Consider the following 13,012-nt stretch of genomic DNA (forward strand, 5'->3'; position numbering starts at 1 on the left):
GCCAGAAAACCCACTTCATCCCACTTTCTGCCACTTGCGCACACTATAGGAATCCGCCCGCAGCACCGTCAAGGCACGTTCGGAAGGAAAAGCCTTACAGGACCGAGATTTAGCGCAATAAAGGAATGCGGAAGGACTACCGAGGAGAAAAAAACACGAGAAAAATCAAACCCACGCAGGCGAATGGAGTTCGAAGTTAAAGTGATTTATTAAGAGTAAGATTTTTTCGGTATTACCAGAGGGCATCTGCTATCGAATAAAGCAGGGAGGGAAAGGTGGAGAGTCGATCTGTAAGCCGGGTTTTGTCGAGGACAGTCATTCCTCTACGACGGCCATCGCTGGACGCCTCTAGCAACCTACCCGGTTCCGACGCGGGCCACGCCTGATGGAACCCTATTTGGTCTTGCTCCGAGTGGGGTTTACCTAGCCACGAACTGTTGCCAGCCGTGCGGTGCGCTCTTACCGCACCTTTTCACCCTTACCGGCACCGAAGTGCTTAGGCGGTTATTTTCTGTGGCACTTTCCGTAGGCTCGCGCCTCCCAGGCGTTACCTGGCACTCTGCCCTATGGAGCCCGGACTTTCCTCCCCCTGCTGTTGCGGAACAAAAGCAGGCAGCGACTGTCCGATCGACTCTCCGCCGCCAAGATTAACGGCACGCGCGCCCGAGAACAAGCAATACCGACATCTATATCAATTTGCCACTACTCGGCTTTCTGCTTTTCCAGGGCCAGTTGGTACAGCAGGTTCTTGCGCACCCCGGTAATTTCCGCGGCCAGTGCCGCCGCCCGCTTGAGTGGCAACTCGGCCAGCAGCAGGTCGAGCACCCGCTGCGCCTCGGCACTGATCGCCTGCTCGCCCTCCGGCGCACTCCAGCCACCGACAAGCACCACGCACTCACCGCGCTGCTGGTTGCTGTCGCCGGCAACGAACGCGCGCAGCTCGGCCAGGGGCAGGCCCTTGAGGGTCTCGAAGGTCTTGGTCAGCTCGCGCGCCAAAAGCGCCGGGCGCTCGCCACCGAACACCGCCTCCATGTCCTCGAGGCATTCCAGGATACGGTGCGGGGCCTCATAGAAGATCAGCGTGCGCGGCTCTTCCTTTACCTGCTCCAGGCGCGCCCGACGCCCCGCTGCCTTGGCCGGCAGGAAGCCTTCGAAGATGAAGCGGTCCGAAGGCAGGCCGGCCGCCGACAGCGCGGCGATCAGAGCGCAGGCGCCCGGCACCGGCACCACGTTCACACCCGCAGCGCGCGCCTGGCGCACCAGGTGGTACCCCGGATCGGAAATCAGCGGCGTGCCGGCATCGGAGACCAACGCCACATTCTCACCCGCCAGCAGCTTGGTGAGAAAACGCCCGCCCTCGTCACGCTCGTTGTGCTCATGACAGGCCGCCAGCGGCGTGTCGATGCCGAAGTGCTGCAGCAGGCGGATCGAATGACGGGTATCTTCCGCCGCGATCAGGGCCACGTCCGCCAGCACCTTCAGCGCCCGGGCGCTCATGTCGTCAAGGTTGCCGATGGGGGTTGCGACCACATACAGCGTCCCCACGGTGGATTTCGAAGCCCCTGCCACATCAGTCACTGCGCACACCTGTCGTTCGGATCAAAGGCGCCATTGTAGCCCGAGCGCCTGCAACAGGGCGCAAAGAACTTCGCCGACGACCGATGGCAGGCCTCCTATAGTGAAGGATCGACACGGCAACATCGCGCCCCGGCCAGCGCTTGGGTACAATTGCCGGCCACCTTGATCGAGTAACAGGACCTTTACATGATCGCTTGCCTGCGGCTGTTCACAGCCCTCTGCCTTGCTGCCTTGCTGGCAGCCTGCGCCAGCTCGCCCTCATCCAGCCTGGGCGAACTGCCACGCACCCCGGACGCCAGCATCGAGCAACTGCTCGAGAAGGCTGCTTCCAGCAAGTCCGCGGAAGACGCCGCCCTGCTGCGCCTGAGCGCAGCCGACCTGGCCTACAAGCAGAAGGATTTCCCACGCGCCGCACGCATCCTCGAGCAGGTGCCGCTGGACACGCTCAAGCCGGCGCAGCAAGTGTTCGCCAGCACCCTCGGTGCCGAGCTGGCCATGAGCCGCAACCAGCCCAAGGCCGCCCTGACCGCCCTGGCCCACCCGAGCCTGCAGCGCGTCGCCGAACTGCCGGAAGAACAGCAAGCGCGCACCTACAGCGTACACGCGGCCGCCCTCGAAGCCGATGGCCAGGCCCTGGCCGCCGCGCAACAGCGCGTGCTGCTGGCCCCGCTGCTCAGCGGCCAGGCCGCCAGCGCCAACAATGACGCCATCTGGGCACTGGTCGCCTCGCTGCCGGCAGAGCAACTGCAGCAGCCTGGCAACGACCAGACCCTGGCGGGCTGGACCAGCCTGGCCTTCGCGGTAAAAAGCGCCGGCACCCTGGAACAGCAGCAAGCGGCTATCGACGCCTGGGTCAAACAGCACCCGGACCACCCGGCTGCCCAGCAACTGCCGCTGGCACTGACCAAGCTCAAGGAGCTGGCCAGCCAGCCGCTGACCAAGATTGCCCTGCTGCTGCCTCAGGAAGGCCCGCTGGCCGGTGTTGCCCGCGCCCTGCGTGACGGCTTCATGGCTGCGCACTTCCAGGCCCAGCAAGCCGGCCAGCAGGCGCCAGCCGTGCAGGTATTCGACAGCTCGCGCATCGGTTCGCTCGACGACTTCTATCGCCAGGCCCAGGCCGCAGGCGTACAGCTGGTCATCGGCCCGCTGGAAAAACCGCTGGTCAAGCAACTGGCTGCCAAGCCACAACTGCCGATCACCACCCTGGCCCTGAACTACGCCGACGCCGGCCAGAAGGCGCCGCCGCAGCTGTTCCAGTTCGGCCTGGCTGCCGAAGACGAAGCCCGTGAAGTGGCCCGCCGCGCCCGCGCCGATGGAATGGTCCGCGCCGTGGCCCTGGTGCCGAGCGGCGAATGGGGCGACCGCGTGCTTGCCGCCTTCCGCCAGGACTGGGAAGGCAACGGTGGCACCCTGCTCGCCGCCGAGCGCATCGCCCAGCCGGTCGCACTGGCCCAGCAGATTGCCGACCTGTTCCAGCTGCGCCAGAGCGAAGGCCGCGCCAAGAGCCTGCAGAGCACGGTAGGCGGCAGCATCGCCGCGCAGCCGTCGCGCCGCCAGGACATCGACTTCATCTTCCTCGCCTCGACCCCGCAACAGGCCCAGCAGATCAAGCCGACCCTGAACTTCCAGTACGCCGGTGACGTACCGGTCTACGCCACCTCGAACCTGTACAGCGCCAGTGGTGACGTCAACCAGTACAACGACATGAACGGCATCCGCTTCTGCGAAACCCCGTGGCTGCTCGATACCAGCAACAGCCTGCGCCAGCAGGTCGTGCAGCAATGGCCGCAAGCCGCCGGCAGCCTGGGCCGCCTGTATGCCATGGGCGTCGACGCCTACAGCCTGGCGCCGCGCCTGGGCCAACTGAAAGCGCTGCCGGACAACCGCGTACTGGGCCTTTCGGGCAGCCTGAGCATGAACGCCAACCAGCGTGTCGAGCGCCAGCTGCCTTGGGCCGAGTTCGTCGGCGGCCAGGTCCAGCGCCTGCCAGACACCGCCCGCTGATGGCAGCAGCGTCGCCCACCAGCGCCGGGCAGGCAGCGGAAACCCAAGCCCTTGAATACCTTCAAGGGCAGGGCCTGCACCTGCTGGCGCGCAACTGGCGATGCAAAGGCGGTGAGCTTGATCTGGTCATGCTCGACGCCGATACAGTAGTATTCGTCGAAGTCCGCTACCGGTTGCACGCGGGCTTCGGTGGCGCCCTCGGCAGTATCGACGGGCGCAAGCAGAAACGGTTGGTGCTCGCCGCCAGCCTGTTCCTGCAGAAGGAGCCCCACTGGGGCAACCACCCCTGCCGCTTCGACGTAGTCGCCCTGCAGGGCAGCCACCATGCAGGCAGACCGCTTCAATGGCTGAAAAACGCCTTCGAATGCTGAACCCACTCCGATTTTTTTGCTCTATGTTTCGCGGGCTGGTCGTTGTTGCGCGTAGCAAAGGCCACCGCCCCACTTAAGGTCACCAGATGGACATGCAATCCCGAATTCGCCGGCTGTTCCAGGCCAGCATCGATACCAAGCAACAGGCAATGGACATCCTGGCACCGCACATCGAGCAGGCCAGCCTGGTCATGGTCAATGCACTGCTCAACGAGGGCAAGATGCTCGCCTGCGGCAACGGCGGCTCGGCCGGCGATGCCCAGCACTTTTCCTCGGAGCTGCTCAACCGCTTCGAGCGCGAACGCCCGAGCCTGCCGGCCATCGCGCTGACCACCGACAGCTCGACCCTGACCTCGATCGCCAACGACTACAGCTACAACGAAGTCTTTTCCAAGCAGATCCGCGCGCTGGGCCAGCCCGGTGACGTTCTGCTGGCGATCTCCACCAGCGGCAACTCGGCCAACGTGATCCAGGCGATCCAGGCCGCACATGACCGCGAAATGATTGTCGTAGCATTGACGGGTCGCGATGGCGGCGGCATGGCTTCGTTGCTGCTGCCCGAAGACGTGGAAATCCGCGTACCTTCGACGGTTACCGCGCGCATCCAGGAAGTCCACCTGCTGGCGATCCACTGCCTGTGTGATCTGATCGACAGCCAACTGTTCGGGAGTGAAGAATGACCCCTATGCGCCTCGGCCTTATGGCCCTGACCCTGTGCCTGAGCGTCACTGGTTGCAGCTCGGTACTGACCTCTACCCGCAATTCGCCGATCGAGGACGATCGCGGCACGCGCACCATCGGCAGCAAGATCGACGACTCGCTGATCGAAACCAAGGCCTCGGTCAACATCGCCAAGGCCAGCCCTGACCTGGACAAAGGTTCGCACATCGTTGTCAGCAGCTACAACGGCATCGTCCTGCTGGCCGGCCAGACCCCGCGCGCCGACCTCAAGAGCCTTGCCGAGCAGACTGCCAGCCAGGTACAGCGGGTCAAGAAAGTACACAACGAGCTGCAGGTGATGCAGCCCTCCTCCATCCTGGCGCGCAACAACGACGCCTGGCTGACCACCAAGATCAAGACCCAGATGCTGACCGACAATGCCGTGCCCAGCTCGCGCATCAAGGTGATTACCGAGAACGGCATCGTCTACCTGCTCGGCCTGGTGACCCAGCAGGAGGCCAACTCGGCCACTGCCGTGGTACAGGGCGTTTCGGGTGTGCAGAAGATCGTCAAACTGTTCGAGTACATCGACTGATTCACTGATTGCCTGCACCGGCCTCTTCGCGGGTAAACCCGCTCCCACAGGGATCTCACAGCTTTCGAGGCTTGTTGTGTTCCTGTGGGAGCGGGTTTACCCGCGAAAAGGCCAGCACAGGCGACAACACTGCCCCACCTTTCAGAAATCCAGGAAACACCGCATGAAAAAGCTTCTGCTGCCTGCCCTGCTGTTCGGCACTTTCGCCACCCTGGCCGGCTGCTCCACACCAAGCCTGATCACCCTCAACGATGGCCGTGAAATCCAGGCCGTCGACGTACCGGAATTCGACCGCGACGCCGGCTTCTACGAGTTCCAGCAACTCGACGGCAAGCGTACCCGCATCAACAAGGACCAGGTACGCACCATCAGCGACCTGTAAGCCAGGGCTGGTAAAGAAAAAGGCGATCCGGTTGGATCGCCTTTTTTGTTACTTGACCACTTTCAGGCTTGGCCGGCCAGTCGGGCGTGGCGGCTGGCCACCACCTTCTGGTGGGCCATTGTCATCCGGCTGTACATCATCATCTTCCGGCTCATCGTCATCCATCACGGGCGGCTCCAGCTCGAAGACCATACCCTGGCCATTTTCGCGGGCATAGATACCCAGGATGGCGCCAACCGGCACGTACAGCGAGTGAGCCACGCCACCGAAGCGGCCCTCGAAGCTGACCGCGTCGTTGTCCATGTGCAGGCTGCGCACGGCACTTGGCGAGATGTTCAACACGATCTGGCCATCACTGGCGAAACCTTGCGGCACCTGCACCGCCGGGAATTCGGCATTGACCAGCATATGGGGCGTGCAATCGTTGTCGACGATCCACTCGTACAGTGCTCGAACCAGATAGGGGCGACTGGAGTTCATCAACGGCTCCTTAAAGCTTGCGCATTTCACGTTCTACAGAGGACAGGCTCGCCTGGAAAGGCTCGCGGGCGAACTGCCGCTCCATGTAATCCAGCAGCGGCTTGGCTTGCCGCGGCAACTCGATACCCAACACCGGCAGACGCCAGAGGATGGGCAGTAGACAACAATCGACCAGGCTTTGCTCCTCACTCATGAAGCAGGCGTACTCGCCGAACAGCGGCGAGACCCCGGTCAGGCTCTCACGCAACGCCTTGCGCGCTTCGGCTCGGTCAGCCTCGCTGCTGCGCGGATCGAGCACGGTATCGGCCAGGGAGCACCAGTCGCGCTGGATGCGATGCATCAGCAAGCGACTGTTCCCCCGCGCAACCGGGTACACCGGCATCAGCGGCGGATGTGGATAACGCTCCTCGAGGTATTCCATCACCACGGACGATTCATACAGCGCCAGGTCACGGTCGACCAGGGTCGGCACGCTGCCGTAAGGGTTCACCTCGGCCAGCTTGGGCGGCAGGCGACTGGGGTCGACATCGATGACCTGCACGCTGATACCCTTCTCGGCCAGCACGAGGCGTACCCGATGAGAATAGTGATCAGCGGGGTCGGAATAGCAGGCTAACCTGTTGGTTGCGCCCATGTAGCGCCTCCTCGCACGGGATGCTTGTGAAACTGTAAATGAAAACGCGCCCGTGGTGACCTGGCAGATCTGCCAGGCCACCACGGGCGCGTTCAACAACCAGAAACTACTGCGTGATCAGTGCACGTCCTTCCAGTATTCACGCTTGAGCAAGTAGGCGAATACGAAGAAGAAAGCCAGGTACAGCAACACGTAGGTACCGATGCGCTGGCTTTCCAGTTTGACCGGGTTGGCCGAATAGGCCAGGAAGGTCACCAGGTTCTTGACCTTCTCGTCGAACTGCTCGGTCGTCAGGGTACCGGAATTCGGCGTAATGGTCAGCTGGTCGCAGGCTTCATGGGTGATCGGGGCGCCGGTCAACGGGTCGAATTGCTTCTTGCCATCGGTCACGGTCTGCACCTGTTTGCAGCCGACGTACTGGTTGCCCTGCAGACCAACCAGCACGTTTGGCATGCCAACGTTCGGGAACACCTTGTTGTTCACCCCATAAGGCCGCGACGGGTCCTCATAGAAGCTGCGCAGGTAGGTGTACAGCCAGTCGGTGCCACGCACCCGCGCCACCAGGGTCAGGTCTGGCGGTGCGGCGCCGAACCAGGTCTTGGCGTCACTGGGCTTCATGCCGATCTGCATGTGGTCACCGATCTTGGCACCGGTGAACACCAGCTTCTCGAGCATCAGCTCGTGGGGGATGCCAAGGTCATCGGCCACCCGCTCGTAACGCTGGAACTTGGCACTGTGGCAACCCATGCAATAGTTGGCAAAGGTACGCGCCCCGTCCTGCATGGCGGCCTTGTCGCCCAGGTCGATGTCGACCTTGTCCAGCTCCAGGCCCGTTTCGGCCGCGAAGGAAAAGGCAGGCATCACTGCCAGCAAAAATACTGCAATCAACTTTTTCATCAGCCAGTCACCCTTTCCGGAACCGGTTTGGTCTTCTCGAGCCTTGTGTAGAACGGCATCAGCAGGAAGTAGGCGAAGTACAACACCGTGCACACCTGCGACAGCAAGGTACGCCCAGGTGTCGGCGCCAGTACGCCCAGCACGCCGAGGATGACGAAGGCCACGCAGAACACCAGCAGGAAGAGCTTGCTGATCCAGCCCTTGTAGCGCATGGAGCGCACCGGGCTGCGGTCGAGCCAGGGCAGCACGAACAGCACGGCAATGGCCGCACCCATGGCGATGACGCCCATCAGTTTGTCAGGCACCGCACGCAGGATCGCGTAGAACGGCGTGAAGTACCACACAGGCGCAATGTGCTCGGGGGTCTTGAAGGCGTTCGCCTGCTCGAAGTTAGGTTTCTCCAGGAAGTAACCGCCCATTTCCGGGAAGAAGAACACCACGGCGCAGAACACGAACAGGAACACCACCACGCCGACAATGTCCTTGACGGTGTAGTACGGGTGGAACGGGATACCATCCAACGGGATACCGTTCTCGTCCTTTTTCTTCTTGATGTCGACGCCATCGGGGTTGTTCGAACCCACTTCGTGAAGGGCGAGGATGTGCAGCACCACCAGGCCGAGAATCACGATCGGCAGGGCGACCACGTGCAGGGCGAAGAAGCGGTTCAGGGTGATACCCGAGATCAGGTAGTCACCGCGGATCCACTGGGTGAGGTCGCCACCGATCACCGGAATGGCACCGAACAGCGAGATGATCACCTGGGCACCCCAGTACGACATCTGGCCCCACGGCAGCAGGTAGCCCATGAAGGCTTCGGCCATCAGCGCCAGGTAGATCAGCATGCCGAACAGCCAAACCAGTTCACGCGGCTTCTGGTAGGAGCCGTAGAGCAGGCCGCGGAACATGTGCAGGTAGACCACGATGAAGAACGCCGATGCACCGGTGGAGTGCAAGTAGCGCAGGATCCAGCCGTATTCCACATCACGCATGATGTACTCGACAGAGGCGAACGCCTCTTCCGCCGAGGGCGTGAAGCTCATGGTCAGCCACACACCGGTGACGATCTGGTTGACCAGCACCAGCAGCGCCAGGGAGCCGAAGAAGTACAGGAAGTTGAAGTTCTTGGGCGCGTAATACTTGCTCAGGTGGTCTTCCCACATCTTGGTGGCGGGGAAGCGAGCATCAATCCAGTCCATGAACTTGCTCATCATGCGTTCTCCTGGTCAACGCCGATGACGACGATCTCGTCCGACTCGTAAGAGTGCGGTGGCACGGGCAGGTTGAGAGGTGCCGGCTGCGACTTGTAGACACGCCCGGCCAGGTCGTAGTGGGAGCCGTGGCACGGGCAGAAATAGCCACCGACCCATTTCGGGCCAAGGTCGGCGGGTGCGACTTCCGGACGGAAGGTGGGCGAGCAGCCCAGGTGTGTGCACAGGCCGACAAGGATGAGGATTTCCGGCTTGATCGAACGAACCTGCGGGTCGACGTAGGTGGGCTGTACCGAGGCCTTGGACTCGGGGTCAGCCAGGTCACCGACGACCTTTTTCAGGTTACCGAGGATCTCGTCCGTTCGCCGCACGATGAACACCGGCTGGCCACGCCACTCGGCCACCATCTGCTGCCCGGCCTCGACCTTGGCGATATTGACCTTCACCGGTGCACCCGCGGCTTTCGCCTTGGCACTGGGAAACCATGACCCCACGAACGGTACCGCAGCCCCCACTGCCCCCGCTGCCCCGACTACAGATGTCGCGGCTACGAGGAAGCGGCGCCGGCCTGCGTTGACGCCGTCATTGCTCATTCAGTCCTCTCCCATCAGCTTGCTTGGCCAGTTGGACCTGGCCTGTACTTAGGTAATGTCTGTGGCACTAAAAATTGGCCGCCATGGTAAGAAACAAATCCACACACTGACAAGGTGATTACCCGGGGAACGGGCTACAACCCTCGCTTTGCTTGATCTGCGTCTATGCGGCAAGTCGTCACCGACATGCTGACAGGTTAGTTCAAGACATAAAAAAAGCCCGGTTCCAAGGAACCGGGCTTTTTTCGACTGCCGAAGCGGTATTAACGCTTGGAGTACTGAGGACGCTTACGCGCTTTACGCAGACCCACTTTCTTACGCTCAACTTCACGAGCGTCGCGGGTGACGTAACCAGCACGACGCAGAGCGCCACGCAGGGTTTCGTCGTATTCCATCAGAGCGCGGGTGATACCGTGACGGATCGCACCGGCTTGACCGCTGACACCACCACCGGAAACGGTGACGTAGATGTCGAACTTCTCGACGGTTTCGGTCAGCTCGAGCGGCTGACGAACAACCATGCGAGCGGTTTCGCGACCGAAGAACACGTCCAGAGAACGGTTGTTGATGGAAATGTTACCAGTACCCGGACGCAGGAATACGCGAGCGGTTGCGGTCTTGCGACGGCCAGTGCCGTAGTTTTGAGTCGCCGACATAATGAACTATCCCGTTAGATCTTCAGTTCTTGAGGCTGCTGAGCAGTGTGTGGGTGAGCAGCACCCGCGTACACTTTCAGCTTGCGGTACATGTCGCGACCCAGCGGGTTCTTCGGCAGCATGCCTTTGACCGCAGTTTCGATAACACGCTCAGGGGCCTTGGCGATCAACTTCTCGAAGTTGATTTCCTTGATACCGCCCGGGAAACCGGAGTGGGAGTAGTACATCTTGTCGGAAGACTTGGCACCAGTCACACGAACCTGCTCGGCGTTGATGACGACGATGTAGTCGCCGGTGTCAACGTGAGGGGTGTATTCTGGTTTGTGTTTGCCACGCAGACGGCTAGCGATTTCGGTAGCCAGACGACCCAGGGTCTGGCCAGCGGCGTCGACTACGAACCACTCGCGCTTTACTGTTTCCGGTTTAGCAGTAAAAGTTTTCATTCTCTAAAGCCTCAGAGGCCGCCCAGCGAAAAATAGACGGCGAATCTTACTGGATAGTGCACAGCTTGCCAAGGGCAAGCGCGCAGCCGAACGCTGACGCTTTTGGGGGCTCGGGTCAGGCACGCCAATGTTCGACGGGGTTCTTCCTGCGTGGTGGTGCATCACTTCCGCCACACGGAGAGGGGCCGAATTATCCAGATTGCGCGAAAAATTTCAACCTGCTTTGATGGGCTTCTTTGTCAAGGAGTGTCTACCCGATGGAATACCGCCAGCTCGGCCGTACCGACCTCAATGTCAGCGCCCTGTGCCTGGGCACCATGACCTGGGGCGAGCAGAACGTCCAGGCCGAGGCCTTCGAGCAGATTGCCCGGGCCAAGGCCGCCGGGGTCAACTTCATCGACACCGCCGAGATGTACCCGGTGCCGCCCCGCCCCGAAACCTACGCCGCCACCGAACGCATCATCGGCAACTGGTTCCGCGCCAATGGCGATCGCGACGACTGGGTGCTGGCCAGCAAGGTCGCCGGCCCCGGCAACGGCATCAGCCACATCCGCGACGGCCAGCTCAAGCACAACCGCCAGCACATCGTCGCCGCGCTGGACGAGAGCCTCAAGCGCCTGCAGACCGACCGCATCGACCTGTACCAGCTGCACTGGCCCGAGCGCAGCACCAACTTCTTCGGCAAGCTGGGCTACCAGCACCTGCCACAGGACCACTTCACCCCGCTTGAAGAAACCCTCGAAGTGCTCGACGAGCAGGTGCGCGCGGGCAAGATCCGCCACGTCGGCCTGTCCAACGAAACGCCGTGGGGCACCATGAAGTTCCTGCAACTGGCCGAAAGCCGCGGCTGGCCGCGAGCGGTGTCGATCCAGAACCCGTACAACCTGCTCAACCGCAGCTTCGAGGTGGGCCTGGCGGAAGTGGCCATCCGCGAGCAGTGCGGCCTGCTGGCCTATTCGCCGCTGGCGTTCGGCATGCTTTCCGGCAAATACGAGAACGGCGCACGCCCGGAAAACGCACGCCTGACCCTGTTCAGCCGCTTTGCCCGCTACTCCAACCCACAGACCGTGGCGGCCTGCAGCCGCTATGTGCAGCTGGCCCGCGAGCACGGCCTGGACCCGGCACAGATGGCCCTGGCATTCGTCACCCGGCAGCCGTTCGTGACCAGCAACATCATTGGCGCGACCAGCCTCGAGCAACTGGACAGCAACCTTGCCAGCCTCGAGCTGAGCCTGAGTGATGAACTGCTGGCGGCGATCGAGGCGATTCACCAGGAGCAACCGAACCCGGCGCCTTGAGCCGGACCCTGTGCTGTGTTCTTCGCGGGCAAGCCCGCGAAGAAACCAGCGCGGTGTAGCAGGCTAGACACAATCGCCAAAAAATAAGACGATCCAGCCGGTGATTGACCACTCTACCCTATAAGAACAATGACAATGATGTTTACCCAACCCTCCGCGTCGCTGCGGCGCGTCAGCATCCTGGCCATTGACAAGGTGTTCGCTTCGACCTTGATGCAGGCCAAGGATTTCTTCCACCTCGCCAGCTTGCGCTACAGCAAGCAGCTGGGCCTGGGCCTTCAGCCCATGTTCGAGATCCGCCTGGTAAGCCCGGACGGCCAGCCCGTGGACAGCTTCAGCAATGTGCAGCTGCCGGTCGAAGGCGGCCTGGACGACGCCGATGTGATCATCCTCCCGGCCTTCTGGGACGACTTCGACAACCTGCTGCAACGTTATCCACAGGTGCTGCCGTGGCTGCGTGAACAGCATGCCCGTGGCGCTGTGCTGTGCGCCGAGGCCAGTGGCGTGTTCTGGCTGGCCGAGTCCGGCCTGCTCGACGGCAAGGAAGCGACCACCTACTGGCGCTTCTTCAACAGCTTTGCCGAACGTTTCCCGAAGATCCGGCTGAACCAGGACAAGCACCTGACCGACGCCGACAACCTGTACTGCGCCGGCGGCACCACCTCGGCCTGTGACCTGTACATCTACCTGATCGAACGCTTCTGTGGCGCCAACGTGGCCCGCGCCGTGTCCCGCGACATCCTCTACGAAGTGCAGCGCAACTACACCCCCGGGCGCATGGGCTTTGGCGGGCAGAAGCTGCACCAGGACCTGATCATCCTGCAGATCCAGCACTGGCTGGAGGAACACTTCGCCGACAAGTTCCGCTTCGAGGACGTGGCCCGCAACCACGGCATGAGCATTCGCAATTTCATGCGCCGCTTCCAGGGCGCGACGGGTGACAAACCGCTGCACTACCTGCAACGGCTACGGATCGAGACGGCCAAGGGGTTGCTGTCGAGTACGCGCAAGAGCATCAAGACCATCAGCTATGAGGTCGGATATGACGATGCCAGTTTCTTTGCGCGGCTGTTCCGTCAGCACACCGAGTTGTCGCCGAACCAGTATCGGCAGCAGTTCATGCAAGAAGCTTGAGGCCAATGGGGCTGCCTTGCAGCCCATCGCGACACAAGGCCGCTCCTACAGGGAATCGCGTAATCCTGTAGGAGCG

General features: G+C 61.9%; 15 protein-coding genes and 1 other RNA gene. 7 read left to right on the forward strand and 9 right to left on the reverse strand.

Features of this window, described 5'->3' with window-relative positions:
* Nucleotides 1–275: 275 nt before the first annotated feature.
* Together rnpB and rsmI are read right to left on the reverse strand one after the other, a co-directional pair.
* Nucleotides 276–635, reverse strand: an RNA gene (rnpB, locus tag ABIB24_RS06820) — RNase P RNA component class A.
* A 67-nt stretch (nt 636–702) separates the two neighbouring features.
* The gene (rsmI, locus tag ABIB24_RS06825) at nt 703–1,578 is read right to left on the reverse strand and encodes a 16S rRNA (cytidine(1402)-2'-O)-methyltransferase (protein WP_043935900.1); all 876 of its coding nucleotides are present in this window, start codon (nt 1,576–1,578) and stop codon (nt 703–705) included.
* Nucleotides 1,579–1,764: 186 nt separating this feature from the next.
* Here rsmI and ABIB24_RS06830 point away from each other — a divergent pair, with 186 nt between their 5' ends.
* The 5 genes from ABIB24_RS06830 to ABIB24_RS06850 all read left to right on the forward strand — a co-directional run bounded on the left by ABIB24_RS06830 (nt 1,765) and on the right by ABIB24_RS06850 (nt 5,590).
* The gene (locus ABIB24_RS06830) at nt 1,765–3,582 is read left to right on the forward strand and encodes a penicillin-binding protein activator (RefSeq protein ID WP_025340555.1); all 1,818 of its coding nucleotides are present in this window, start codon (nt 1,765–1,767) and stop codon (nt 3,580–3,582) included.
* A complete protein-coding gene (locus ABIB24_RS06835; RefSeq protein ID WP_085664411.1) occupies nt 3,582–3,953 on the forward strand; it encodes a YraN family protein in 372 nt (123 codons plus the stop codon). The genes ABIB24_RS06830 and ABIB24_RS06835 overlap by 1 nt, the downstream gene beginning before the upstream one ends.
* An 86-nt stretch (nt 3,954–4,039) precedes the next feature.
* Nucleotides 4,040–4,633 carry a phosphoheptose isomerase gene (locus tag ABIB24_RS06840; protein WP_012274070.1) on the forward strand — a complete coding sequence of 198 codons (594 nt, stop codon included), beginning with the start codon at nt 4,040–4,042 and terminating at the stop codon, nt 4,631–4,633.
* Entirely contained in the window at nt 4,630–5,208 is a 579-nt protein-coding gene (locus ABIB24_RS06845) for a BON domain-containing protein (protein ID WP_015271720.1), read from the forward strand. The genes ABIB24_RS06840 and ABIB24_RS06845 overlap by 4 nt, the downstream gene beginning before the upstream one ends.
* 163 nt (nt 5,209–5,371) lie before the next feature.
* Nucleotides 5,372–5,590, forward strand: coding sequence for a YgdI/YgdR family lipoprotein (locus tag ABIB24_RS06850; RefSeq protein WP_025340556.1), 219 nt, complete (start codon nt 5,372–5,374; stop codon nt 5,588–5,590).
* A 48-nt stretch (nt 5,591–5,638) separates the two neighbouring features.
* On the opposite strand, the gene ABIB24_RS06855 is transcribed toward ABIB24_RS06850, so the two are convergent.
* From ABIB24_RS06855 to rplM, 7 genes are all read right to left on the reverse strand, one after another.
* On the reverse strand, nt 5,639–6,070 hold the full coding sequence (locus ABIB24_RS06855; protein ID WP_084785265.1) for a ClpXP protease specificity-enhancing factor: 432 nt from the start codon (nt 6,068–6,070) through the stop codon (nt 5,639–5,641).
* 10 nt (nt 6,071–6,080) lie between these two features.
* Nucleotides 6,081–6,704, reverse strand: coding sequence for a glutathione S-transferase N-terminal domain-containing protein (locus tag ABIB24_RS06860; protein ID WP_137162367.1), 624 nt, complete (start codon nt 6,702–6,704; stop codon nt 6,081–6,083).
* Nucleotides 6,705–6,821: 117 nt separating this feature from the next.
* Nucleotides 6,822–7,601, reverse strand: coding sequence for a cytochrome c1 (locus ABIB24_RS06865; protein ID WP_085614300.1), 780 nt, complete (start codon nt 7,599–7,601; stop codon nt 6,822–6,824).
* Nucleotides 7,601–8,812 carry a cytochrome b gene (locus tag ABIB24_RS06870; RefSeq protein ID WP_025340560.1) on the reverse strand — a complete coding sequence of 404 codons (1,212 nt, stop codon included), beginning with the start codon at nt 8,810–8,812 and terminating at the stop codon, nt 7,601–7,603. Before ABIB24_RS06870 ends, ABIB24_RS06865 begins: the two co-directional genes overlap by 1 nt.
* Nucleotides 8,812–9,405 (reverse strand): ubiquinol-cytochrome c reductase iron-sulfur subunit, encoded by a 594-nt coding sequence (petA, locus tag ABIB24_RS06875; protein WP_015271723.1) that lies wholly within the window; start codon nt 9,403–9,405, stop codon nt 8,812–8,814. The genes ABIB24_RS06870 and petA overlap by 1 nt, the downstream gene beginning before the upstream one ends.
* Nucleotides 9,406–9,668: 263 nt before the next feature.
* Entirely contained in the window at nt 9,669–10,061 is a 393-nt protein-coding gene (rpsI, locus tag ABIB24_RS06880) for a 30S ribosomal protein S9 (RefSeq protein ID WP_003260797.1), read from the reverse strand.
* A gap of 14 nt (nt 10,062–10,075) precedes the next feature.
* Nucleotides 10,076–10,504, reverse strand: a complete 429-nt coding sequence (rplM, locus tag ABIB24_RS06885; RefSeq protein WP_003260798.1) for a 50S ribosomal protein L13 — start codon at nt 10,502–10,504, stop codon at nt 10,076–10,078.
* Between the two features lie 257 nt (nt 10,505–10,761).
* Between rplM and ABIB24_RS06890 the strand changes: the two genes are divergently transcribed.
* Nucleotides 10,762–11,802 carry an NADP(H)-dependent aldo-keto reductase gene (locus ABIB24_RS06890; protein ID WP_023662822.1) on the forward strand — a complete coding sequence of 347 codons (1,041 nt, stop codon included), beginning with the start codon at nt 10,762–10,764 and terminating at the stop codon, nt 11,800–11,802.
* Between the two features lie 213 nt (nt 11,803–12,015).
* Nucleotides 12,016–12,936 carry a GlxA family transcriptional regulator gene (locus ABIB24_RS06895; protein ID WP_075047039.1) on the forward strand — a complete coding sequence of 307 codons (921 nt, stop codon included), beginning with the start codon at nt 12,016–12,018 and terminating at the stop codon, nt 12,934–12,936.
* Nucleotides 12,937–13,012: the final 76 nt, after the last annotated feature.

Source organism: Pseudomonas sp. UYEF17 (assembly GCF_040546125.1).
Classification (GTDB): domain Bacteria; phylum Pseudomonadota; class Gammaproteobacteria; order Pseudomonadales; family Pseudomonadaceae; genus Aquipseudomonas; species Aquipseudomonas putida_Z.

What these genes read in the sequence shown, in the direction of transcription:
- ABIB24_RS06890 (WP_023662822.1), top strand. Translation starts at nt 10,762, where the DNA reads ATGGAATACCGCCAGCTCGGCCGTACCGACCTCAATGTCAGCGCCCTG.
- ABIB24_RS06895 (WP_075047039.1), top strand. Translation starts at nt 12,016, where the DNA reads ATGCAGGCCAAGGATTTCTTCCACCTCGCCAGCTTGCGCTACAGCAAG.
- ABIB24_RS06850 (WP_025340556.1), top strand. Translation starts at nt 5,372, where the DNA reads ATGAAAAAGCTTCTGCTGCCTGCCCTGCTGTTCGGCACTTTCGCCACC.
- petA (WP_015271723.1), bottom strand. Translation starts at nt 9,405, where the DNA reads ATGAGCAATGACGGCGTCAACGCAGGCCGGCGCCGCTTCCTCGTAGCC.
- ABIB24_RS06830 (WP_025340555.1), top strand. Translation starts at nt 1,765, where the DNA reads ATGATCGCTTGCCTGCGGCTGTTCACAGCCCTCTGCCTTGCTGCCTTG.
- ABIB24_RS06840 (WP_012274070.1), top strand. Translation starts at nt 4,040, where the DNA reads ATGGACATGCAATCCCGAATTCGCCGGCTGTTCCAGGCCAGCATCGAT.
- rpsI (WP_003260797.1), bottom strand. Translation starts at nt 10,061, where the DNA reads ATGTCGGCGACTCAAAACTACGGCACTGGCCGTCGCAAGACCGCAACC.
- ABIB24_RS06855 (WP_084785265.1), bottom strand. Translation starts at nt 6,070, where the DNA reads ATGAACTCCAGTCGCCCCTATCTGGTTCGAGCACTGTACGAGTGGATC.
- ABIB24_RS06845 (WP_015271720.1), top strand. Translation starts at nt 4,630, where the DNA reads ATGACCCCTATGCGCCTCGGCCTTATGGCCCTGACCCTGTGCCTGAGC.
- rplM (WP_003260798.1), bottom strand. Translation starts at nt 10,504, where the DNA reads ATGAAAACTTTTACTGCTAAACCGGAAACAGTAAAGCGCGAGTGGTTC.
- ABIB24_RS06870 (WP_025340560.1), bottom strand. Translation starts at nt 8,812, where the DNA reads ATGAGCAAGTTCATGGACTGGATTGATGCTCGCTTCCCCGCCACCAAG.
- ABIB24_RS06865 (WP_085614300.1), bottom strand. Translation starts at nt 7,601, where the DNA reads ATGAAAAAGTTGATTGCAGTATTTTTGCTGGCAGTGATGCCTGCCTTT.
- ABIB24_RS06860 (WP_137162367.1), bottom strand. Translation starts at nt 6,704, where the DNA reads ATGGGCGCAACCAACAGGTTAGCCTGCTATTCCGACCCCGCTGATCAC.
- ABIB24_RS06835 (WP_085664411.1), top strand. Translation starts at nt 3,582, where the DNA reads ATGGCAGCAGCGTCGCCCACCAGCGCCGGGCAGGCAGCGGAAACCCAA.